The 23856-nt window shown below is 62.0% G+C and carries 18 protein-coding genes; all 18 read right to left on the bottom strand.

Going from position 1 to position 23856, the window contains the following annotated elements:
- Positions 1 to 59 precede the first annotated feature (59 nt).
- Positions 60 to 1226 carry an OmpA family protein gene (locus DESUT3_RS12475; RefSeq protein WP_221248815.1) on the bottom strand — a complete coding sequence of 389 codons (1167 nt, stop codon included), beginning with the start codon at positions 1224 to 1226 and terminating at the stop codon, positions 60 to 62.
- 124 nt (positions 1227 to 1350) lie between these two features.
- Positions 1351 to 2340, bottom strand: coding sequence for a UDP-glucose 4-epimerase GalE (gene galE / locus DESUT3_RS12480; RefSeq protein WP_221248816.1), 990 nt, complete (start codon positions 2338 to 2340; stop codon positions 1351 to 1353).
- A 102-nt stretch (positions 2341 to 2442) separates the two neighbouring features.
- Entirely contained in the window at positions 2443 to 3777 is a 1335-nt protein-coding gene (locus tag DESUT3_RS12485) for a UDP-glucose dehydrogenase family protein (RefSeq protein WP_221248817.1), read from the bottom strand.
- A 45-nt stretch (positions 3778 to 3822) separates the two neighbouring features.
- Positions 3823 to 5490, bottom strand: coding sequence for an MraY family glycosyltransferase (locus DESUT3_RS12490; protein ID WP_221248818.1), 1668 nt, complete (start codon positions 5488 to 5490; stop codon positions 3823 to 3825).
- A gap of 307 nt (positions 5491 to 5797) precedes the next feature.
- Positions 5798 to 7144 (bottom strand): phosphohexomutase domain-containing protein, encoded by a 1347-nt coding sequence (locus DESUT3_RS12495; protein WP_221248819.1) that lies wholly within the window; start codon positions 7142 to 7144, stop codon positions 5798 to 5800.
- Between the two features lie 46 nt (positions 7145 to 7190).
- Positions 7191 to 8609 (bottom strand): mannose-1-phosphate guanylyltransferase/mannose-6-phosphate isomerase, encoded by a 1419-nt coding sequence (locus tag DESUT3_RS12500; protein WP_221248820.1) that lies wholly within the window; start codon positions 8607 to 8609, stop codon positions 7191 to 7193.
- A gap of 76 nt (positions 8610 to 8685) precedes the next feature.
- Positions 8686 to 9228, bottom strand: coding sequence for a dTDP-4-dehydrorhamnose 3,5-epimerase (rfbC, locus tag DESUT3_RS12505; protein WP_221248821.1), 543 nt, complete (start codon positions 9226 to 9228; stop codon positions 8686 to 8688).
- On the bottom strand, positions 9228 to 10106 hold the full coding sequence (rfbA, locus tag DESUT3_RS12510; protein WP_221248822.1) for a glucose-1-phosphate thymidylyltransferase RfbA: 879 nt from the start codon (positions 10104 to 10106) through the stop codon (positions 9228 to 9230). Before rfbA ends, rfbC begins: the two co-directional genes overlap by 1 nt.
- A 20-nt stretch (positions 10107 to 10126) precedes the next feature.
- Positions 10127 to 11038, bottom strand: coding sequence for a dTDP-4-dehydrorhamnose reductase (rfbD, locus tag DESUT3_RS12515; RefSeq protein ID WP_225911497.1), 912 nt, complete (start codon positions 11036 to 11038; stop codon positions 10127 to 10129).
- Positions 11025 to 12104, bottom strand: a complete 1080-nt coding sequence (gene rfbB, locus DESUT3_RS12520) for a dTDP-glucose 4,6-dehydratase (RefSeq protein ID WP_221248823.1) — start codon at positions 12102 to 12104, stop codon at positions 11025 to 11027. The genes rfbD and rfbB overlap by 14 nt, the downstream gene beginning before the upstream one ends.
- 109 nt (positions 12105 to 12213) lie before the next feature.
- On the bottom strand, positions 12214 to 13107 hold the full coding sequence (locus tag DESUT3_RS12525; protein WP_318835937.1) for a tyrosine-protein phosphatase: 894 nt from the start codon (positions 13105 to 13107) through the stop codon (positions 12214 to 12216).
- Between the two features lie 40 nt (positions 13108 to 13147).
- Complete coding sequence (locus DESUT3_RS12530; RefSeq protein WP_221248825.1) at positions 13148 to 15481, bottom strand: GumC family protein; 2334 nt, start codon at positions 15479 to 15481, stop codon at positions 13148 to 13150.
- 62 nt (positions 15482 to 15543) lie between these two features.
- Positions 15544 to 16596 (bottom strand): polysaccharide biosynthesis/export family protein, encoded by a 1053-nt coding sequence (locus DESUT3_RS12535; protein ID WP_221248826.1) that lies wholly within the window; start codon positions 16594 to 16596, stop codon positions 15544 to 15546.
- Positions 16597 to 16927: 331 nt separating this feature from the next.
- On the bottom strand, positions 16928 to 18043 hold the full coding sequence (locus tag DESUT3_RS12540) for a hypothetical protein (protein WP_221248827.1): 1116 nt from the start codon (positions 18041 to 18043) through the stop codon (positions 16928 to 16930).
- A gap of 135 nt (positions 18044 to 18178) precedes the next feature.
- Positions 18179 to 19153, bottom strand: a complete 975-nt coding sequence (locus DESUT3_RS12545) for an ABC transporter permease (protein ID WP_221248828.1) — start codon at positions 19151 to 19153, stop codon at positions 18179 to 18181.
- A 108-nt stretch (positions 19154 to 19261) separates the two neighbouring features.
- Positions 19262 to 20884 (bottom strand): peptide-binding protein, encoded by a 1623-nt coding sequence (locus DESUT3_RS12550; protein WP_221248829.1) that lies wholly within the window; start codon positions 20882 to 20884, stop codon positions 19262 to 19264.
- A 44-nt stretch (positions 20885 to 20928) separates the two neighbouring features.
- Positions 20929 to 21780 (bottom strand): LolA family protein, encoded by an 852-nt coding sequence (locus tag DESUT3_RS12555; protein ID WP_221248830.1) that lies wholly within the window; start codon positions 21778 to 21780, stop codon positions 20929 to 20931.
- Positions 21777 to 23522 (bottom strand): tetratricopeptide repeat protein, encoded by a 1746-nt coding sequence (locus DESUT3_RS12560; RefSeq protein ID WP_221248831.1) that lies wholly within the window; start codon positions 23520 to 23522, stop codon positions 21777 to 21779. Before DESUT3_RS12560 ends, DESUT3_RS12555 begins: the two co-directional genes overlap by 4 nt.
- Positions 23523 to 23856 lie beyond the last annotated feature (334 nt).

The raw sequence follows: 23856 nt of genomic DNA on the forward strand, positions 1-23856 counted from the left end.
AAAAAGGCCGGGGAGCCCCCGGCCTTTTTGCGAACCAATGCTGGATTAGCGGTTGTCGATCAGGGCGCCACGGTCAGCACCACCCGCCGGTTGAGTCTGCGCCCTTCTGCGGTGGCATTGTCCGCCACCGGCTGCTCCGCGCCGAAACCCGCTGCCTTGATCTGTCCGGGTTCGATACCGAAATGCCGAATCAGGTAAGCCCGCACGCTTTCCGCCCGCTGCAGCGAGAGTTTCAGATTGGCCTCCGCGGCGCCGGTGCTGTCCGTATGGCCCTCGACCACGGCGTGGCTCCCCCCGCTCTGCTTCATGAAAGCGGCGGCGGCGGCGAGTTCCTGATGGAAGCGCTGCGCGACTTCGCTGCGCCCGGTGGCGAAATGAATGTCCAGCATCAGGGACCGGGGCTTTTCCAGAACCGGGGGGCAGCCCAGGTGATCCACCAGGACCCCTTCGGGGGTGCCGGGGCATTTGTCCATGGTGTCGAGGATTCCGTCGCCGTCGCTATCGGTGGAATCAACCATCACCGCCGCCTCGACCCTCCCCTGCCCGACTGCGGCCTTGTCGGCCATCTCCGCCTCGGAGAGCGCCGCCACCACCGGTGCCTCGGCCGGGGCCGGCACCGGGGCAATTTTCGAAGGCCCGCCCTGTTCCACGGATTTTACGGCCGGGGAACTGCCACCGAAGTGAAAGGTCAGACCGGCACTGTAGGCCAGGTTCTGAAAGGCATCCCGGGTGTGAGCACCCTCGTTCACGTTCAGCTCAAAAATATGGCGGGCGTCGAGACGCAGGGCGACCTTGTCGGAGACGAAATACTTGAGGCCGACGCCGTAATTGAGCAGCGGGTCCTCGTCCGAGCCACCGCGGTCCAGATCTTTGACCATGTAGCCGAGGCCGGCGGCAACATAGGGGACAAACCGGTTCTGCGGAAAAAAATGGTAGAGCAGATCAAGCTGACCGGCATAAAGAGTGAGGTCCTGGGACGAGTTTTCGAGATTGGTTTCGAGGTACCTGAGCAGACCCTCCACCGCGATATGCTCATCGATGTTGACCCCCAGGGCCAACCCGAAGACCGCATCATCGTCGATATTCTGATTTCCCTCGAAAACATAACTTCCGGCAAGCGGGGTCAGGGTGAAGGCGCCCGACGGGTTGGCGGCCAGGACAGGAGCGGCGGCAAGAACCAGGGCCGCAACCAGGCCCAGCAGCAGGCTGAAACAGCGTCGTTGCATGGAACAATCCTCCTTTTGGATAACAAGGCACCCCAACATGGGACACTATGGAATAAATAAAATGATGCAGTCCTGGGCTGCGGTGGGTGCTGTGGACCAGCCCCGGCGAGCCCGGCCGGCGAATCTACCCCTGGCGGCTGGCCAGTTTTCTCTCCCAGTCCCAGGCGGTCCGCAGGATGTAATCCAGATCGTCGAAACGGGGCTTCCAGCCCAGGGCGGCGACAATCTCGCGGTTGTCGGCGATCAGGTTGGGCGGATCGCCCTCCCTGCGCGCAGCTTCCACCACCGGAAAATCTATGCCGGTGACCTTCTTGGCGGCTTCGACCACCTCGCGCACCGAAAAACCGTGCCCGTACCCACAATTGTAGATCCCGCTCCGCCCGCCCGCGCCCAGGTGCCGGAGGGCCACCAGGTGGGCCTCGGCCAGGTCATCGACGTGGATGTAGTCCCTGATGCAGGTCCCGTCGGGGGTCGGGTAATCGGTGCCGAAGATTTGCAGCTGGTTGAACTGCCCCAGGGCGGTTTTTAGCGCCCGGGTGATCAGGTGGGTGGGGTTCTTGTAATCCTGGCCGATCCTGCACTGCGCATCGGCGCCGGCTACGTTGAAATAACGCAGGGCGATGTACTGAAAATTTTCATCGGCCTGGTCCAGGTCGGCCAGAAGCCGCTCCGTCATCATCTTCGAGGCCCCATAGGGGTTGATGGGGGCCAGGGGCGCCCCTTCTGCCACGGGAATCACCTCGGGGATGCCGTAGACCGCCGCGGTGGAACTGAAGATCATCCGGTCGATGCGCTGCTCGCGCATCACTTCGATGAGGTTCAGGGCATTCACGGTGTTGTTTCGATAATATTTCAGGGGGTTGGTGACGCTCTCCCCCACCTCGATGGCGGCCGCAAAATGCATGACCGCGGCGGGCCGGAAATCGGCGACGACCCGGCTCAACCGCTCGCGGTCCGCCAGGTCCCCCTCGACCAACCTGCCGCTCAGCACCGCCCAGCGGTTGCCCGTGGACAGGTTGTCATAGGTAAGCACCTCGTAGCCGGCTTCCCCCAGAGCTTTGACGACGTGGCTGCCAATGTAGCCGGCCCCGCCGGTTACCAGAATACGTTTCATCTCGATTTTCCTCTTGTTTTATAAAATCCGCACCGGATTAAAGTTGCGCCGGTGGGCAATCCCCCCCCTGCGACAACTGTCCAAAATCCCTGGAGAAGGCTCCTAACGCCTGCCAATACCCGTGTATTCGAACCCTTCGGCCTTGACCCTGGGGGGATCGTACTGGTTGCGGCCGTCGAAGATGATCGGTTGTTTCATCATTTTTTTCATGGCCGAGAAATCGGGGTGACGGAAGGGCTTCCACTCGGTCACCAGCACCAGGGCGTCAACGTCCTCCACCGCCTCGTACTGGTGTTTCGCCAGGGACAGGGAGCCGTTCTCGAACCAGGCCGCGGGGAATTCGTCCCGGGCCACGTCCATCGCAACCGGATCGTAGGCCCGAACCCGCGCACCGGCCCCGATCAGAGAGCGCAGCAGCACCACGGAGGGCGCCTCGCGCATGTCGTCGGTGCCGGGCTTGAAGGCCAGTCCCCAGACCCCGAAGACCAACCCGGAAAGATCGCTGCCGAAGCGGGCGGTGATTTTTCGGCTCAGCACGTGCTTCTGCTCTTCGTTCCGGCCATGCACCGCCTGCAGAACCACCGGTTCGAGCCGGTTTTCCTCGGCCATGCGGATCAGGGCCTTGACGTCCTTGGGAAAACACGAACCGCCGTATCCGCAGCCCGGGTAAATGAAGGAGTAGCCGATCCGGCTGTCGGAGCCGATGCCCAGCCTCACCTTCTCGACATCCGCCCCCAGGCTGTCGCATAGCCCGGCGATCTCGTTCATGAAGCTGATCTTGGTGGCCAGCATGGCGTTGGCGGCGTATTTGGTCATCTCGGCATCCTTGATCCCCATCATCAGGATGCGGTCGTGGTTGCGGGAAAAGTCCATGTACAGGGTGCGCATGAGTTCCCTGGCCCGGTCGCCGTCGGAGCCGATGATGATCCGGTCCGGCCGCATGAAGTCATCCACCGCCGCCCCTTCCTTGAGAAACTCGGGATTGCTGACCACGTCAAAGGGGATCTCTACTCCCCGCCGGGCGAGCTCCTCGCGGATGACGCCGCGGACCTTTTCGGCGGTGCCCACGGGAACCGTCGATTTATCGACCACGACGCAGTAATCCTGCATCTGTGTGCCGATCTCCCGGGCGACGCCGAGCACGTATTTCAAATCGGCCGAGCCGTCCTCGCCGGGCGGGGTCCCCACGGCGATGAAATAGATATTCGACTCCTTCATCGCCTCGGCCAGCGAGGTCGAGAAGCGCAGGCGCCCCTCCTTGAAATTGCTGACGACGATATCGTCAAGCCCCGGCTCGTAGATGGGAATCACCCCGTTCATCAGTTTCTCGATCTTGCCCCGGTCCACGTCGACGCAGGTGACGGTGTTGCCCATTTCGGCGAAACATGCCCCGGTCACCAGGCCTACATAGCCGGTGCCGATCACGGTCAGGTTCATAGGGTTCGACTCCTTTGCGTTATTTTCAGAAGGACTCCCCGGTGTTCAGGTGCCCGGACCGAGCCAGCTGCGCACCCCGAGAATCAGCAGCACTCCAAGGATGGGATAAACCATGTACCCGGATTTTATGCGGTTCTGGCCCGCCATGATCTTGAGGGCCAGGTACAGAACCAGCCCCCGCCAGATCAGGCTGGTGTAACCCATCAGGGCGGGGGTCTGAAACAGGACGATCGCCGCGAAGACGGTGAAGCTGAAGACCAGAAAATCCACCGTCGACAAAAAATGCGCTCCGCGCTTGGGGAAAATGGTCATGCCCAGCACCAGCAGGGCCATCGTCCCCAGGGTGAAATCGGCGATCCGCAAGGGGATGGGCCGGCCGGCACCGAGCGGGGTCTGATTCTCCAGGCAGAAGACGAAAACCAGCCCCACCAGGAAAAGGATGGCCAGCAGGTAACTGTTGGCGGTATCCCGGGTGAAATAGAGCAGCCCGGCGCCGCCGATGAACAGCAGCAGGCACACCTGCCACAACCGGCCGCCGGCCGCCTCCCCCCAGACCAGTGAAATGAGCAGAAATACCAGAAACAGGGCCGCCACCCCGGGCGGCACGAGCATCGCGCAAAGATCGGCAATCCGCCGGTAGGTGGCGGTTTCACGGATCCCCCCGGCGGAGTCCTTGGCGAAGAACCGGAACCGGTCGCGGTGGCGACTCAGGTAGCGCAGTCCGACGTAAGCGGCAACGGAAAAGAGCAGATAGAACCCGAGCAGAAAATATTCCGGCCGCTGATGAAAGAGGATGGCGAACAGGGCCCAGAACAGCGAGATGCCGTAGATCACCAGCACGGTAAAGCGGTGTTCCAAGCCCAGGTCGAGGAACTTGTGATGAACGTGGGTGCGGTCGGGGGCGAAGGGGCTCTTGCCCTCCACCACGCGACGGGTCATGACCCAGATGGTGTCGATCAGGGGGAGCCCGAGAATGAGCACCGGCACAACAGCGGGGATCGCGCTCCCCTGCCCCTGGGTGAGCAGCACGGCCAGAAAGCCGAGCAGATACCCCACCACCAGGCTTCCGGTGTCCCCCATGAAGATCCGTGCGGGATAGAAGTTGTACTTCAAAAACCCCAGGACCCCGCCTAGGGTGGCGGCACACAGCGCCATTGCGGAAGCGTTGCCGTCAAGATAGCCGAGGGTGAGAAACGCCGAGAGGGCGATAACGGAGACCCCCCCGGCGAGGCCGTCCAGGCCGTCGATCAGGTTGACCGCGTTGACCACCCCGACCACCGCAAAGATGGTAAACAGTACCGCGAGCAAGGGGTTCAACTGGATCGCTCCGGTTCCGAACAGGTTACCCAGGGAGTGAATCTTGAGATCGGCCACCGTGATGGTGATGACGCAGCCGAAAACCTGCCCGAAAAATTTCCACCGCGGGGAAAGACCGTGCAGGTCGTCGATCAACCCCGTCACGAACACCACGAAGCCGCCGGCGAGGATGCCCCGCAGGCGGAAATCGAAGTCGAAAAAAACCAGCAGCGAGAAAACCGCGGCAATGAAGATGCCGATCCCGCCGACCCGGGGAATAACCTGGGTGTGGACCTTGCGGGCATCGGGAACGTCGACGGCCCCTGTATCCAGGGCCCAGCGCCGCAGGGCGGGCACCATGATCAGCGCCGCAAACAGCGCGGTCATGAAGATAAACAAGTAGTTGGTCGAATCCACCCGCGGCACCCCTCCCCGCAAAGAAAATCCCGGCACACCGGGCCCCAATCAACAAAAAAAAACGATTCTCCTCCCCCGCAGGACCAGGAAGGGTATTGCAAGGATCACCGGGGTCCATTGACCATGCCCGGGCCCGAAGCGGACGCAGGCGTCGCACGGCTTTCCGGCCCCCTGTGGGCCGTTCCGCCTGCGCCGCCTGCGCCGCCTGTGGCTCCAGGCTCCCGATGGTCGGGAGGATGCATTATCAAGGACTTATGTTAATGCGCCAATGGGTATCTGACAACAAAAACTTTCACTCCATTTGGCATTAACCATCGAGCATGCCGAGGATCTCCCGGGTTCGGGCCTCCATCACCCGGGCATCACCCCGGGCCTCGACGTTGAGGCGCAAAACCGGTTCGGTGTTGGAACAGCGCAGGTTGAACCGCCAGTTTTCGAAGGCCATGCTCAACCCGTCGACATGTTCGACCAGCAGGGCCGCGGGGCGATAATGCTCCTCGACCCGGCGAATGGCCGCCTGGGGGTCCGCCAGGCGCCGGTTGATCTCGCCGCTGGCCGGATAGGCCTTCATCCGTTCGCTGACCAGGGCCGACAGCGGCTTGCCGGTTCGAGACATCAATTCCAGGACCAGCAACCAGGGGATCATGCCGCTGTCGCAGTAGGCGAACTTCCTGAAATAGTGATGGGCGCTCATCTCCCCCCCGTAGACAGCGTCCTCGGCCCGCATCCGCTCCTTGATGAAGGCGTGGCCGGTCTTGCTCTGCACCGCTATACCTCCGGCGGCAGCGACCAGGTCGATGGTGTTCCAGGTCAAGCGCGGATCGTGAATGATGCGCGCGCCCGGGTGGTGGACCAGAAGCGCCGAGGCAAGCAGGCCGACGATGTAGTACCCTTCGATGAAGCCGCCCTGTTCGTCGAAGAGAAAGCAGCGATCGAAATCACCGTCCCAGGCGATGCCTACGTCCGCGCCATGCTCGCGCACGGCAGCAGCGGTCGCTCCGCGGTTTTCCGGAAGCAGGGGGTTGGGGATGCCGTTGGGGAAGGTGCCGTCGGGTGCATGAAAGACCTTGATGAATTCAAAGGGCAGGTGCCTCTCCAGCAGGTCGATCACCGGCCCGGCGCAGCCGTTGCCGGCGTTGACCACCACCTTGAGGGGGCGCAGCGCCGCCACGTCGACGTAATCAAGCAGGTGCCGGATGTAGTCCGGCCTGCTCTCCAGGGGCCGGACCACTCCTTGGCGCCCTACGGGGGCGAAGCGGCCCGCGGCCGTCAGCTGGCGGATGCGTTCCAGGCCGCTGTCGCCGCTGATCGGCTTGGAGCCCTCGCGAACCAGCTTCATCCCGTTGTAGTCCATGGGGTTGTGGCTGGCCGTTACCATGATGCCGCCGTCCATTTTTTCGTGGAAGGTCGCGAAATAAATTTCTTCGGTGCCGCAAAGGCCGATATCGAAGACGTCGACTCCCCCTTCGGTGAGGCCGCGAGCGAGAGCGGCGCCGAGCCCTTCGCTGGTCAGGCGCACGTCGCGCCCCACCACCATCCGCGACGGCTGGAGAAACTCGGCACAGGCCCGCCCGATCCGGTAGGCGACGTCCTCGTTGAGTTCGTCGGGAATCCGGCCGCGGATGTCATACGCCTTGAAACAGCTCAATTTCATGAAATAACCTCTTGCCCTTAATCGGCGAACATCTCCGGAACGCGGGTCAGCGTCCGTAGACGTCCTCCATCCGTTCGATGTCGTCTTCCTGGAGATAACTTCCCGACTGCACCTCGATGATCTCCAGGTCGATCTTCCCGGGGTTTTCCAGGCGGTGCACGACCCCCAGCGGGATGTAGGTCGACTGGTTCTCCGAAAGCAGGAAAACCTCCTCCCCGCGGGTGATGCGCGCGGTGCCGCGGACCACCACCCAGTGTTCCGCCCGATGATGATGTTTCTGCAGCGAGAGCGAGGCTCCGGGCTTCACCGAAATCCGCTTGACCTGGAAGCGTTCGGCGCTGTCGATGCTTTCGTAAGACCCCCAGGGACGGTTGACCCGCCGATGCAGCAGGGCCTCGCCGCGTTTGCGGGCCTTGAGCTGCTCGACGATCGCCTTGACGTCCTGGACCCGGTCGCGACGGGCCACCAGCACCGCGTCGGCGGTTTCGACCACCACGTGATCCTCCAGGCCGACGGCGGCGATCATCCGGTTGTCCGCATGCAGGTAGCAGTTGCGCGAATCCTGCACCAGCACATCGCCGCGCAGCACGTTGCCGTCACCGTCGCGGGTGCCGACCTCCCAGAGTGCGGACCAGGACCCCACATCGTTCCAACCGGCATCCAGGGGGAGCACCACCGCATCGGCGGTTTTTTCCATGACCGCATAGTCGATGGAGTCGCTTGGACAGCCGGCGAAGGCGGCGGGTTCCAGCCGGGTGAAGTCAAGATCCCGCACCGCACCGGCAAAGGAGCCCCGGCAGGCCGAAACCATGGCGGGGGCCAGCCGCTCCAGCTCCTCAAGGTAACGGGAGGCTTTGAACAGGAACATCCCGCTGTTCCAGAAGTAGCCGCCTTCCTCGAGATAGCGCGATGCAGTGACCAGGTCGGGCTTCTCGACGAAGCGGGCGACCGCATAGGCAGGGGAGTCCACTCCCGTCTCCAGGGCCGACCCGGCCTTGATATAGCCGTAGCCGGTCTCCGGACCGGTGGGGACCACCCCGAAGGTGATCAGGCTCCCCTGCTCGGCAAGGCGCCGCCCGCCCTCCACCACGGTGCACAGCGACGCGGCGTCGCGAATCACGTGATCGGCTGGGAGCACCAGCAGCAAGGGGTCATCCCCGTCGGCAAGGGCCTGCAGGGCGGCCACCGCCACGGCTGGCGCCGTGTTGCGCCCAACCGGCTCAAGGATGATCGCGCTGGCGGGGCGCTCCACCAGCCGAAGCTGTTCCGCCACCATGAAACGGTGGCTCTCGTTGCAGACCACCAGGGGCGCGGCCAGATCGCTGACGCCCGCCAGGCGGCCGACGGTATTTTGCAGCATGGTCCCCTCGTCGACCAGGGGCAGCAGCTGCTTGGGGTAGAGTTCTCGAGACAGGGGCCACAAGCGGGTACCCGCCCCACCGGAAAGAATTACGGGAATGATCATGGCAGTTTCTCTGAACAGGGTTTCAGGTCAGTGGGCCGCTAAAGCCCGGCCTGCAGGCGATAGACCACGCAGGCCCTCAATAGGTCTCGGCTATTCGAAAGCTCCCCCCGGCGGCATCTTTGGCCGACACCAGGGGCTGTCCCTCGATGGGCCATTCTATGCCCAGGTCGGGATCGTTCCAGGCGATGCAGCGCTCGTGCTCGGGGCAGTAATAATCCGTGGCCTTGTAGAGAAAGTCGGCCACTTCCGAAAGCACCAGGAAGCCATGGGCAAACCCTTCGGGAATCCACATCTGGCGCATGTTCTCGGCCGACAGGTGCGCCCCGACCCATTTGCCGAAGTCCGGGGACGATCGCCGCAGGTCCACGGCGACATCGAAGACCTCGCCGCTGACCACCCTCACCAGCTTCCCCTGGGGACGGTGGACCTGGTAATGTAGCCCGCGCAACGTCCCCCGCACCGAACGGGAATGGTTGTCCTGGACAAATCGGGTCTGCAGACCGGTGGCCTCCTCCCAGCCCCTCTGGTTGAAGCTTTCGAGGAAAAACCCCCGGACGTCCCCGAAAACGCGCGGCTCGATAAGCAGAACGTCGGCTATCGAGGTGCGGAGGGTTCGCATTACAGGCCGTCCCGCAGGATCATTTCCAGGTAGTCGCGATAGCTGGATTTGGGGGTATTTTCGACAATCGTCCGCAACTCGGCCCGATCGATAAAGCCCTTGCGGAAGGCGATCTCCTCCAGGCAGGCGATCTTCAGGCCCTGGCGGGCCTCCAGGGTGCCGATGAAGTGGCTCGCCTCGAGCAGGCTCATATGGGTGCCGGTATCCAGCCAGGCGATGCCCCGTTCGAGTTTTTCCACCCGCAGTTCGCCGCGCCTGAGGTATTCCATGTTAACATCGGTGATTTCCAGCTCCCCCCGGGGAGAAGGCTTGAGCTCGCGGGTGATACCGATCACCCGGTTGTCATAGAAATACAGACCCGGCACCGCGAAATGCGACTTGGGCCGCTGCGGCTTCTCCTCGATCCCCAGGGCCCGCCCCGACTCGTCGAACTCGACGACCCCGTAGCGCTCGGGGTCCTTGACCGCATAACCGAATACCAGGCCGCCCCCATTGAATTCCTGGGCCAGGCGCGCCAGTTCCATCCGGCCGTAAAAGATGTTGTCGCCAAGAATCAGCGCCACCGAATCGCCGCCGATGAACTCCTCTCCGACCAGGAATGCCTGGGCGATCCCTTTCGGTTCGGGCTGCACGGCGTAGGAAATACGGATCCCGAAGCGGCTGCCGTCTCCAAGCAGGTCACGGAAGCGGGGAGTGTCCTGAGGGGTGGAGATGATCAACACTTCACGGATGCCTGCGCGCATCAGGGTGGCCAGCGGATAGTAGATCATCGGCTTGTCGTAAACCGGCTGAAGCTGCTTGCTGGCTACCAGCGTCAAGGGGTAAAGACGACTGCCGGCGCCGCCGGCCAGCACGATTCCCTTTTTGATCCCGGACATGCTTGACACCTCGTGGATGGTCAGTTGGATGTTCGTGTTTGCAGGTAATGCCGCAGGCTTTCCTGCCAGGGAGGAACGGATTGCCCCGTCACCGCGCGATACTTGGCCGTGCTGAGAACCGAATAGGCGGGCCGCTGGGCCGGCAGAGGATAGTCCTCGGTGCGAATCGGCGCCACCTGCCGGGCCTTCACCGGGCCCCCGGCCTCGCGGACCAGGCGGACTATTTCGGCGGCGAAATCGAACCAGCTGCACTGGCCGGCGTTGGCAAAATGATAGATTCCGTAAGGGCTTCGACCCTCCACCTGTTCCAGCTCGAGGAGCCGGAACAGCGCCCGGGCCAGATCCCCCGTGTAGGTGGGGGAGCCGACCTGGTCGGCGACGACGCGCAGCTCCTCGCGCTCGGCGGCCAGGCGCAGGATGGTTTCAACAAAATTCTTTCCGCCGGGGCCATAAAGCCAGCTGGTGCGGATGATGAAATACCGCTGCAGCCCACTGGCGAGAATGGCCCGTTCGCCGGCGAGCTTGGAGCGCCCGTAGGCAGAGCGGGGATCGGGCGCGTCCTGCTCCAGGTAAGGCTCGGCTTTCAGCCCGTCGAAGACATAATCGGTGGAGATGTGCACCAGGGTGGCGTCGAGCGCTGCGGCGGCCCGGGCCAGGTGCATTGCCCCGACGCCATTGACCCGGGTGGCAAGCTCCTCCTGACTCTCGCAGGCGTCGACATTGGTGAAGGCGGCGCAGTTGAGGATCAGCTCCGGCTGCAGCCGGGTCAGGGTTTGCCGAACTCCCTGCTCATCGGTCAGGTCGAATTCCGGCAGATCCAGCGGCAGGATTTCCCAATTCGCGGGGGCATTCTGCGCCACCATGGTGGCCAGCATCCCCTTGGCCCCGACCAGGGCAAGCCGCCGCGGGCCGGCCATTTCAGCGGCCCTCATACATTTTTCGGTAATATTCCTGATAGGAGCCGTCGAGCACGGACTGGATCCAGGCCCCATTGGCAAGGTACCAGTCGATGGTCTTGCGGATGCCTTCCTCGAAGCTCACCGAGGGGGACCAGCCCAGTTCGGTCCTGATCTTGTTGGCGTCGATGGCATAGCGGCGGTCGTGGCCGGGGCGGTCCTTGACGAACTTGATCAGGCCGCGCCTGGGCAGGCCTCCCGGCAACGGGCCGACCTTCTCGTCCAGAAGGTCGCAGATGGTCTGGACCACCTCGAGGTTCTGCTTTTCGTTGTTCCCCCCGATGTTGTAGGTCTGCCCGGGTTCGCCATTTCGCAACACACTGAGGATGGCCGAGCAGTGATCCACCACGTAGAGCCAGTCGCGCACGTTTTTCCCGTCGCCGTAAACCGGCAGGTCCTTGCCGTTGAGGGCGTTGTTGATGATCAAAGGGATGAGTTTTTCGGGAAAGTGGTAGGGACCGTAGTTGTTGGAGCAGTTGGTGATCACGGTCGGCAGCCCGTAGGTGTGAAAGTAGGCGCTGACCAGGTGATCCGAGGAGGCCTTGCTGGCCGAATAGGGGGAGCGAGGATCGAAGGGCGTCTGTTCGGTGAAAAGGCCGGTTTCACCGAGCGACCCGTAAACTTCATCGGTGGACACGTGCAGAAAACAGCGCCGGGTGGCGGGCGCCGGGCCGGGGGAAGTCTCCCCCAGCCAGAACCTGCGGGCGGCCTCCAGCAGAGTGAAGGTGCCGACGATGTTGGTCTGGATGAAGGCCGCCGGGCCGTCGATGCTGCGATCCACGTGGGACTCGGCGGCAAAGTGCACGACGGTGTCGATCCCCTCCTCGGCAAAGATCTTTTCGACAAGGGGAGCATCACAAATGTCACCCTGGACGAAACGGTAGCGGGGATCGGCGGCGATGTCCGCCAGGTTCGCTGGATTTCCGGCGTAGGTCAGCTTGTCGAGATTCACCAGCCGGCAGTCAGGGAGCCGGCCGAGGGCCAGGCGCACGAAATTGGAGCCGATGAAACCGCAGCCGCCGGTCACGAGGATGTTCTGCATGTTCTTGTCACCCTGAAAGATGGTTGAGGTGTGGCGGGCGGGAGTGAGCCCGGCTTGAATCCACCCGGGTTGTTTTATCGTTTTTTAATGCAAATGCCAAAGGAAAAATTCATCCGGCGGCGAAAAGCGCCGGACACCCTTCGGCTCCCTCGCTGTCAGCGATTATGAGGCCCTTTTCGAGCATGGAACTCAGGCCCGCGGGCTGGTGAGCGTCACTGCCGAAGTGGGTGTACATGCCGAGGGCCAGCAGTTGTTTTCCCACCTGCTGGACATCCTTGCCGTAACGGCCGGCGAAGCTGCCGAGGTTGCCCTGGAAACAGCACCCCATGTCGCTGAGGGCGAAAAGCAGTGGTTTGGCGGGATAATGAGCATCCACCGGGCGGTGGCGGGTGAGGAGCCTTTTGACCCGGAACAACACGCCGCTCCCTTCCTTCTGGGGAGCAAACATGGCATGGCGCTCGGGGTGAGCCAGAACGGGTTTGAGCCCAGCCCGAATGGCAGCGAAAATATTTTCCTTGATCAGGTCGGGGATGCCGCGGGAGGGGGATTCGACGAGGATGTAGTCGCTGTCGCCGAGGGTCTGCGGGTCGGTCAGAAACTGGGGGAAAAACTCATCGAGGTAATACTCCATCCCCGGCCGCAGTTTCAGCAAAATCCCCGCTTCGTCCAGCAAGACCTGCAGATCCCGAACGGCCCTGCGGACAATCGCCGGCGTGTTTTCCCACACCCCCTTGATGCAGTGGGGGGTGCAGTAGACCTCTGCAAATCCGGCAAGTTCCAGAGTGCGGGCAATCTTCAACGACTCGCTGGCCGAACCGGGCCCGTCATCAATCCCGGGTAGAATATGGCAGTGAAAATCGATTAGCCCTGCCGGGACGCCTGATTGTGAGTTCTTCGCTTCCAAAGGTTTGTGTACTGCCTGTATTTCGTTTACCTGGGCATCGACTCCCCTGCCCGCCTCCATCCGAAGCCCGCATAGGCAAAGGCCCCCGCCGGGGCTCATCGCCTGCCGGCGGCAGGCGGATAAGAGAGCACCCGCCTGGTCAGTCCCGTTTCTTCAACCACTTCCTCTTTTTCGTTGTCTCTTCGGAGCCGTCGCCATAATACCCGTAGGAGCCATAGTACCCGTAGGAGCCGTAATAGGCCTCCTGCTTGCGGGTCTTGTCGTTGAGGACCATGCCGGCAAAGGGAGCGGAAACGGATTCGAGGACCTCCCGCAGCTGGCGGGCGGCCTTGAGGGGGACCCGGCCGAGTTCCATCACCGCCACGACCAGATCGGCCATGGAACAGAGGATCTGGGTGTCGGTAACCAGCAGCGAAGGAGGCGCGTCGATTACGACGTGGTCGTAGATTTCCTTGAGTTCCCCAAGCAGTTGCCGCATCTGTTTGGAATCGAGAAGCTCGGCCGGGTTGGGCGGACTGGCCCCGGCGTTGATGAAGTCGAAATTTTCGATGCCGGCGTTGTGCAGGGCACCCTCGAAGTCGGCCTGCTTGGCCAGGATCTCGGTCAGGCCCGGGGTTTTCGGGGTGCCGAAGACTTCGTGCAGGGTAGCCTTGCGCAGGTCGCAGCCGAGCAGGATGACCCGGGCACCGGTCTGCGCGAGAATCACCGCCAGGTTGGAAGCGATGGTCGATTTGCCCTCCCCCGGGAAGGAACTGGTGACCAGAATCACTTTGTGGCTTTCATTGATCCTGCTGTAGTTGAGCGCGGTACGCAGGCTGCGGAAAGCCTCGGCGGCCGGCGACTTGGGTTCGAGATGGGCCACCAGCGACCCCTTGCGGCCCTGCTGCTCGCCCTTTTTCCCTTCGATGTGGGGGATGGTGGCAAGAATTGGCTTGCCCATGACGCGTTTGATGGCGTCGGGGTCCTTGAGGGTGTCGTCCATGTACTCCCGGAAAAAGGCCAGGCCGACCCCCAGCATCCCGCCGACGATGATGCCGAGCAAAAGGTTTTTCTTCTTCTGGGGCTTTACCGGCTTGTCGGGACTGACCGCGGGGTCAATGACGATGATGTTGCTGATGGTGGCGGCACGGGCGATGCGCGCCTCCTCGTGTTTCTGCAGCAAAAACGTGTAAATTTCGGCATTGACCGTGGCGAAGCGGGTCAAACGGGCCAGTTCCTGCTCGGCCTTGGGAAGCTTTTTCAGCTCTGCTTCGTAGCGGGCCATCTCGTCGCTCAGGGCAGCAATGCGCAGCGCCATGGCGTTACGGGAGGAAGTGAAGGTGCTCAGCAGTTTGCGCTGGATGCCGGCGATCTGGTCCTGGATGGCCTGGGCCGCGGGATGGGCCGGGGTGACCTCGACCAACAGGCCACGTTTCTGCACCTCCAGGTCGGCGAGTTTCTTGGCCATTTCGGCAACCACGGGCTCGTCGGCCAGAACCGCCGGGGCATAGGTTTCACCCCGGGCCAGGGCCGTCTCGAGAGCTTCGATGGCGAACTCGGCCTGTTTTTTCCGCAGGCCGACCGCGCTGCGCTCCTTTTCGGCCTCGGTGAGCCGTTCGATCAGGGCCTCGGCTTCGCGGTCAAGGCGCACCACCCCGGTGCTGGTTTTGAACCCCTCGAGGCTCTGTTCGGCGGTGTCGAGCAGACCCCTCACCTCTTCGAGTTGCTGCTCGATGAACTCGACGGATTTGCGGGCCTCTTCGGTTTTCAGGGAGATGCTGCGATCCAGGTAAACCTGCGCCAGGGTATTGACCACGTCCCTTGCGAGCTCCGGATCGGTGTTGCGGTAGGAGAGTTTGATGATGTTGGTCCCCTTGCCGACCTCCGAAGCACGAACCTCATCGCGAAGCGCGGTAACACTTTCGCTGAACGGAACCAGGGTAAGCCGGAAGCTGTCGCCGGATTCGCCCCGAATCCCCTTGAGCAGCAGGGACATGCCGTCCCCACGGGCCAGGGCTCCGTCTCTGCCGGTGGCGACCACCTTGCCCGCATCGTCCTTGACCTCGAAACTGTCGGCGCCGGTCAGCACGACCTTGTAGTCGGGCTCCTCGGCCGAGGAGAGAAACTCGAGGATTTCGAACTCAAGCCCGTCGCTGCGCCGCTCTACGCTCCAGTTGAGATGAAGGCGGCCGACGACCTCCTCGGCGTTGGTGCGGGATTTGAGTATTTCGATTTCTGTTTCGATGGGGTTTTCGCGGGAGAGCCCGAGATCGGTGAGCAGCCCCCCCTTGACCTTTTCGTCCCGTACGTGCAGGGTTGCCGTAGCCTCGTAAACCGGCTTGACCAGCAGTGTGAACAGGGTCACGCCGAAGACCACCGCGAAAAACGCGACCAGGATGGTTTTTCTTCGCCGGCGCAGGACCGCGAGATAATCCTGCAGGTGAACTTCCTCGAACTCGGGGTGGACATACTGATCGGGCTTATGAGTATCCATCGAATGCCTGGTCACAAAAGAAAGGTTGAAAAGAATTGTCCCGACTTGTCAGCCGATTCGCGTTATTCCTCGGTCAGAAACTTGATCTGGACGAAAGGCTGCAGCACAGCACTGATCGCCTGGAGGGAAGGCAGGATCTCCTGGATCGCCTGGTTCCAGTTCCCCACCGCGCTGCGCGGCAAATAGACGATGTCCCCCTCCACAAGGGGGAATGGCAGGCTGTCTCCCTCCAGGGTCTTTTTCAGGTCGAGAACCAGCAGTTGACCGCGGGTCGCCGACAGGGAGCGAATAATCCGCACGAACCGTTGGTTGCCTCCGGTTTCGTCGAGCCCGGCGCTGGCAAGGGCCTGGACCAGGTTCAACTGGCCGTTGGGCATGGGCACGGGGCCGGTTTTCTTGACGGCGCCGAAAACGAAAACATTCTGATTGCGGTCATCGGGTACGAAAATCGTATCTCCTGCCTGCAGCAGGACGTTCTGCTCTCCGGCGCCGTCACGGAGCAGGTGATAGATATCCACTGGCAGGGTCTGCTGGCCACGAATGAGGCGCGCACTGCGCAGATTGGCGGTATCGAGAAGCCCGCCACCGAGGGCCAACCCCTCAAGCAGGGAATAGGAGCGATCCATGTAATAGGTTCCGGGCACCCGGAACTGTCCAAGCAGGTTGACGCCCTGGCTTTTGAACTCCGCCACCTCCACCACGACCCAGGGGTCATTGAGGTACAGGGCAAAGACCTGTTCGAGATTCGTCTGGATTTCGCTCAGGGTCAGGCCGGCTACTGGCACGGTGCCGACCAGGGGCAGGCGGATATTGCCGTTGCCATCGACACGGCTGCCGACAACCTTGGTGTTGCCGGTCAGTTGCGGACTGCCCAGTTCGGCGCGGCCATTGACGTTAATGAACAGCGAATCCCCCGGGCCGACGCGGTATTCCCGGGAGCCCTCTGTTTCGCGTCGCAGGGGGGCGACTTCCACCGCCTCCTGCTCGACAACGGGGGAATCGACGACCTCCTTGACGGTCCCGGCAGGCAGGTCGACGTAAGAAGAACAGCCGAAAAGTTGACCAAGAGTCAAAAAAAGCGCCAAGGCCAGAAGTCTATGCCGAGCATGTAACATTTTCGGAAATCCTCGTTATGACTGGTGAAGCTGAGCAATTGCGAAGGCCCCAGAAACGCCGGGGCCGCACCGAGGGATCAACCTGCACGGACCGTGCCTTTCGGGCAGGCAGAGAGAGAGGGGGGGGGTGCTGCCGTTTCCCGACACAATACCCGGGAATACGCCCTCCGTCCGGAGAGAACAGCCCAAGCCCTGGGGACAGACCTGGTCACCGATCCCCGACAACAATTCCAACCCATGAATTTAAAAGAGATTTTTCAACACATGGTTATAGCAGAACCGGCAGATAATTGCAACGCATTATTAACCGACTGGAATATATTCCCCGAATCTAGTTAATGTCCCAGGTGCCGCTTAAGCCAAGGCGGGCAACCCCGTAGTCGTTATCGAAGGAACTTTGCGACTGCCGATTATAGGTAAAGGGGATCACGCCGTTGAACTGTCGCCGATAATAGGTTCCTCCCAGATGGAGGGCCAGGGTGTCGGTGAGAAAATAGCTCAACTCCGCACTGAGGATATGGTTGTCGTCAAAGTCGCTGAGATCATCACTACGGCTCAGTCGAATATAGCTGTAATCCAGGTTACCGAGCAGCCCCAGGGGCAGCGCGGCCTGCATGTCGAATCCGCCTTTCCAGTAATGCTCGTCCCGGTCTTCATCGACGGGGAACACCTCGGCCAGGGGACGGATTTCCTCGGGCAGAAGTTCGGGAAGATTACTGTCGAGTTCGGTGCGCACTGAGGTGGCGCCGTATTCGACATACAGGTTGGGCCAGAAATTTCCCAACCGGCTGCCCAGCGTCAGGCGCAGAAAGGCGGTCACATCCTGCATGTCCCGGAGCGCGACCTCCAGGCGGGGATTGCCGGCCTTGGGCACCGACAGCACGGTGCTGCCGTCACTGAACTGGTATTCGGAATCGGTTTCCCGAACCGAGAAGTCGGGGTCGACCTGCTTGACCCAGGCGTTGATGTGGCTGATGTTGGTGAAGCTCTCGTCGTTGGACTTGTTGATCCGCACTCCGGCATCAAGCACCAGCAGGGGCTCCTTTCCGGGCCCATTGCCAAGCAGTCCCTGGCGAACGGAGGCCTCCGCCGTATGGAACTGGACATCCACCACGCCCAGTTCAAGGTCGCGGTAGGAATATTCAAAATGGAGATTGGTTTCCGGAAACAGACCGTAGTTGACCAGCAGCCGCCCCCCGTAGAGATCCCCCAGGGACGGGCTTCTCACCTCCGGGTCCAGGGTCGACACGGCCGACCCGCGGAAATTAAAGACGTCCAGAGTCCCATTCATCAGCAGGTAGTCGGCCGAGATTTCCAGTCCGCCACGACCCAAAAAAAAGCTGCCAGGGTAGTCCCTGAGCAGCCAGGCCTCGTTCGCCCTGGCCGGCACTGCCGCCGCAAGCCCGACAAGGAAAGCCACCACCGCCAGCCCTACCCTGCCCTTCATGCAATCTCCCTCCCGCTCGAATTCCAAAGGTTTCTGCAGCCTGCAACTCATGCAGCTGCAACGATACCAGAGTTCGAAGGGATTACCACCGAATGGCTTAAAACTTTCTCATGACGGACACCTTCGAGCAGGAGGTCATGCCTTGCGTATGCGTGGGTCGGCCAGGGCATAGCTGATGTCGGCCAGCAGATTGCCCACCAAGGTGAGAACCGCGCCGATCACCAGAACCCCCATGATCAGTGGGTAGTCGCGCATCATGACGCCGTCATAGAAGAGCTTGCCCATACCTGGAATGGCGAAAATGGTTTCGAAAATGACGCTGCCGCCGATAAGCCCGGGGACCGACAGGCCGAGAATGGTAATGACCGGAAGCAGCGCGTTGCGCAAGGCGTGGCGGTAGATCACCGCCCTCTCGGAAAGGCCCTTGGCGCGGGCAGTGAGAATATAATCCTGCCTTATGACCTCGAGCATGTTGGATCTCATGTAGCGCGAAAACCCGGCCAGGCCCCCGAATGCGGAGACGAAAACCGGCAGGACCAGATGATGGATGCGGTCCCAGACCTGTTCGATCCAGCCGAGATATTCGTAGCCGAGGGACTTGACCCCGGCTATGGGAAACAGCCCCAGCCGCACGCCCAGATAGTCCATCAGCAGCAGGGCCAGCCAGAAGGAAGGTGTGGCGAAGCCGATGAAGACGAAAATGGTGGTGCCGCGGTCGAAGGCCGAGTTGCGCCGGGTGGCGGAAATTATTCCCAACGGCACCGCCACCGCCAGAATCAGGGCGATGGACAGGACGTTGATGAGTATGGTGATCGGCAGCCGTTCGACAATCTTTTCGAAAACCGGCCGACGGTCCTGAGCAAAGGAGTCGCCAAAGTCCAACTGCACCAGGCGACCCAGCCACTTGCCGTACTGCACCAGCAGCGGCTTGTCCAGATCGTACTGCGCCCGCAGCCGCTGCTGCAGTTCTACGCTTGCCTCAGGGTTGAGCTGGGTCTGCATGTCCGTCGGCTCCCCGGGCGCAAGATGAATGACCAGGAAGGAGATCAGGGTGATTCCCAGCAGCAGCGGTATCATGAGAATGCAGCGTTTCAGTATGTAGCGAAGCATGAGGGCCCTTCTTCCGAATCCTGGATCAGCTGCCTGGCTGGAGTTTGTGGAGCACCGCGCGGCGCATTGGGGTCACCGGGGCGCCCTGCCTTTTCCGGGCCCGGGTCATTACCTGGTGTACTTCTGCTCGTCCCGGGGTACGTACCACCTTATGAAATTGTGCATGATGCCGGCCGGAGCGGGTTCAATCCCGCGAAACCGGGAGGCCACCACCGGCAGCGCGTCGGGGACGTAGAGAAAGCAGTAAGGCTGCTCCTCGGCCAGAATCTCCTGGAAGCGGTCGTAGATCTTCTTGCGCTCTGCCTGATCCAGGGTGCGCCGGCCGCGGTCCAGCAGGTCGTCAACTTCGGGGTTCTGGTAATTGATGAAATTGAGCTCCCCAAGCTTGGTTTTGCTGCCGTGCCAGACGTTGTATCCGTCAGGATCCGGCGGGATGGTCCAGCCGAGGATGGTGGCGTCGAAGTTGCCCGGGTTGATGAACTCCTTCAGGAAGGATGCCCACTCGATGACCCGCAGCTTGACGTCGACCCCCACCTCCTTGAAGCGGCGCTGAATGATCTCCCCGGTTTTGATCCGCTGGTCGTTTCCCTGATTGGTGACGATGGTGAATGCCAGGGGTTTCCCTTCACGGTCGAGGACGCCGTCCCCGTCGCTGTCCCTCCATCCGGCCTCGGCCAGCAGTTTCCGGGCACGTTCGGGGTCGTAGGGGTAGCGCGCCACGTTGGGGTTGTGGGGCCAGGTCTGCGGTTTGTAGGGCCCGGTGGCCACCTGCCCGAGCCCCAGCAGCACCCCGTCGATCAGCTCCTGTTTGTTGATGGCAAAGCCGAGGGCCTGGCGCACCCGGACATCCTGGAACAGGGGGCGGCGCAGGTTGTAGCCGAGGTAGGTGTAGCTGGAGGCCGGGTAGCGGTACTTTTTGAAGCGGCGGTTGAAGGCCAGGGTGTCGGTCTGGGTGGAGTACTGGATCGGGTTCAGCCCCATGTGGTCGAGCCCGCCCGACTGCAGCTCGAGAAACATGGTCGACTGGTCGGGGATGATCCGGTAGACCACCCGCTTGATATAGGGAGTCCCCTCGAAATAGTCGGGGTTGGCCTCGAGGACGATCTTCTCCCCCGGGACCCATTCGGCAAACCGGAAGGGCCCGGTTCCGACGGGTTTGCGCGACAGGGGACTCTTGGTGATTTCGGTTCCCTCCAGCAGGTGCTTGGGCAGCACCTGCATCGCCCAGCTGATCAAGGCGGTGGCCAGGGGCTGTTCGTAGGTCACCTGGAAGGTGTAGGGATCAGGGGCTTCGGCCTTCTTGACCAGCAGGTAGCGCTCGGCATAGGCGGTCGGCGTATTGGGGTCGACATACAGCTGGTAGGTGTAGAGCACGTCCGCGGAAGTGAAGGGCGTGCCGTCGTGCCACCTGACCCCCTTGCGCAGATGGAAGGTGAAGGTCAGGTTGTCCGGGGAGATGTCCCAGGACTCGGCCAGTTCGCCTTCGATATTGAACTCCTTGTCGTAGCGGACCAGGCCGTTGTAAACCAGCCCGTTGATATCCGAGGAGGCCGAATCCGAAGCCAGGACCGGCAGCAGGTTGCTGGCGTCGCCGATGGACCCCATGATGAGGGTGTCACCAAAGGCAGGCGGCCCGGCGCTTTCACCGGTCACCGGGGCTGCCTCCTGCCGCTCGCAGGCGCTCAGCGCCAGGAGCGCGGCCAGAATCAAGAAGATCTTTGGAAAACGCATGAATAGTCCTTTAACCGCAGAGCAGGATGGTCGGTTGCCCGGGCTCAGGGGATGCTCCGGACCCTGTACCCCGGCGGCGGCGAGAGGGCGAAGCGCTCCGCGGGAATTTCCACATTGGTCTGCACTTCGGAAAAGGCCAGGGTCGCCACGACCTGCTGGGAGGGAACCTCCAGGCTGGCCTGGGACGGAAACTCCCCGCCGGGTTCGGCAAATCCCCCGTAGCGGATGCGCAGCATCAGCTCCTCGTCCCGGTAATAGACCGCCTCGACCAGGCGCAGCTCCCTGTCGAAACCGAGTTGCTGGCGGCGCCCTTCCCCATCTGCCAGTTCAAGCAGATACCCCCCTTCGGGGCGAAATTCCATGCGCCGCTGGTCATGCCCGATGACCGGCGCCTGGTAGAGCAGGATGTGGACCAGGTCGGCCAACCGCAGAGGCATGCGGATAAATCGCTGCAGGTTCCCTGGCGACGGCTCACCCCGGTAGAATTCACCCTCCCCGGGCACCAGAACCGACATTTCCACCCCGTCGGTGGCGAGCAGCAAGACCGGCTGCCCGAACCCGAAGGGGTTGAGGGTTTCTGCCCGCAGCCGATCGGGCTTCTGGGCGAATATCACCTGGGTCGCCGACAGGGAGCGTTCCCCGGCCTCCACCCGCACCTTGGCGAGCCCCTGCAGGGAATGGTAAGCCAGGCCAAAGTGTTGCAGCCTCTCCATCAGTACCCGCTCCATCTCCGGGGGGACGGGGGCAACCGAGGGCGGCGGAGCCAGCCGCGGCGCACAGGCCGACAGCAGCAGCCAGGCGAGGACACCCAGAGCGACGAGTCTCGAGAGTGGGGCGCGGACCGGCTGGACGATGAAATCTGCGGCCCGAAGAACCAGATCGTTCCGCGGGCTCATGGGCGATCCCCCTTCAATTGCTCCAGCAGCATGCGGGTCTTTTCATCCTCCGGTTTAAGTTCCAGCACCCGTTCATAGATCCGCTGGGCTTTCCTGGTGAGGCCCAGCGCCTGGTAGACTTCCCCGAGATGCTGCAGGACCACCGGATCTTCCGGCAATTTTTCCACCGCCTGTTCCAGTTCGATGCGAGCCTCGCGGTAGCGCCCCAGGCGGTAATAGACCCAGCCGAGGGTGTCGCGGATGTGGGCCTCGGGCTTGAGTTCAAGAGCCTTTCTGGCCAGGGCGTAGGCCTCCTCCAGGTTCTCTCCGGCTTCGGCATAGCCGTAGGCCAGAAAGTTGAGCGCCTCGGCGTGTTCCGGATCCGCCGCGATGGCCAGGCGCATGGCCGTCATGGCTTCCGCGCGCCGCCCGCTCCCTTCCAGGATAATGCCACGGTGGTAGAGCAGGCCGCCGTTGTCGGGAAACCTCTGCAGGCCCTCCTCCAGCACGGCAAGGGCCGGGTCGGTTTGCCCGGCAGCCTCGTACAGGGACGCCAGGTACGAAAAGAGCTCAGGCCGATCCCCATCCCGGGCGATACGGGTGCGGATGGCGGCTATGGCCTCGTCGGTGCGCCCCAACTGGTGATAGAGAAATCCCAGGTGAGAAAGGGCGTCTGGATATAGGTCGGACTCTTCCGAAACCGCCTGAAATGCCTCCAGAGCCCCTTCGTAGTCGCCCAGGCGCTCCAGCGCACTGCCAAGATAATAACGCGCCTGGGCCTGGGTCGGATCGCTCGCCAGGATTTCGGTGAAGACTTCGGCAGCCGCCTCCCAGTTTTCCAACTCGAGGTAAATCAGGCCGATCTTGCGCCGGGCCTCCAGATCTTCGGGGGACAACTCGAGAATGGCTTCCAACTCCACCAGGGCCTGATCGAGACGATCCTCGACCACCAGCATCCGGGCGATGTGGTGGCGCATGCCAATATTCAAAGGGTCTTGCTCCAGTGCCTTTCTGTACACCACCAGGGCCTGGTCGATCCGGTCCTCTTTTTCCAGCAACTCTCCGAGTTCGAGGTAGGCGGTATCGAGATCTGGCTGGCTCTCGAGAAGATCGCGATAGATCTGTTCGGCCAGACCGGTCAGGCCCATTTCCCTGTAGAGCCGGGCCAGGGTCAATTCAGCAGCGGTATAATCGGGGCTCCGTTCCAGCAGCTTCTTCAGAGTCCCCACCGCCTGCTCCAGGTCTCCGCCCCGGGCATGGGCAATGGCCAGGTGCAGAAAAGCGCTCTGCTCATCGGGAGCGAGTTCGGTAGCCCGTTGATAGTAGGCGGCAGCCTTGGCGAATCGTCCGCCGTTGAAATTGATGTTGCCGAGCAGCAGATTTGCCTGCACCGAATCGGGATTTTGGATCAGTGCGTCTTCGGCCGCCCGCAGGGCCAGTTCGACCTGCCCGGTTTCCAGGTAGATTCCGGCCAGGGAAAGGCGCAGAAAGTCCGAGTGCGGGTCAGCCTGGATCGCACTCTGCAAAGCTTCGACGGCCCCCTCCTGATCACCGGCCGCGGCCAGCATCCTGGCCTCGCCAAAATGGAACATGGCCAGCGATTCGCTGCTGGACACCCGGGGAAGAACCCCTTCGTGGCCGAATTCCTCGGCCGGAGCACGCCCGGTCGACGGTCCGCCGGTCATGCAGCCCGGCAAAGCGGCGAAGGCCACGGCAAAGGCAAGAAAGACAAGGAAAGGCCGCAGAACTACAATTTTCTTCAAGAGTGCGATCCCCGGGTGAGAGACTGGCGAATCAAGGGTTTGAATGCAAGGTCAGGCAGTAAGGTACCCGGCCGACGAGCGATGGACTCTGAACCCGTCCCGTTGCCAGCAACGTCCTTGGCTGTCCAGGTCGACCTGAACACCAAGGGGGCGATTGCCGGATAGAAGTCTGCCAAATCAAGCACTTTGCAACTATCATGCACCGCTAAAAATTACCACACCGCACCTGCAGCGTCAATTTATTATCGGGACGGCCTTCCTCTTTACACAACCTCGTTGTGTGATAGAGTTTTTTGTGAAATCAACGATTTAGATCCGATGCCATGGACCAGAG

Origin of the sequence: Desulfuromonas versatilis (assembly GCF_019704135.1) — a bacterium.
In the GTDB taxonomy this organism is placed as follows: Bacteria; Desulfobacterota; Desulfuromonadia; order Desulfuromonadales; family NIT-T3; genus Desulfuromonas_A; species Desulfuromonas_A versatilis.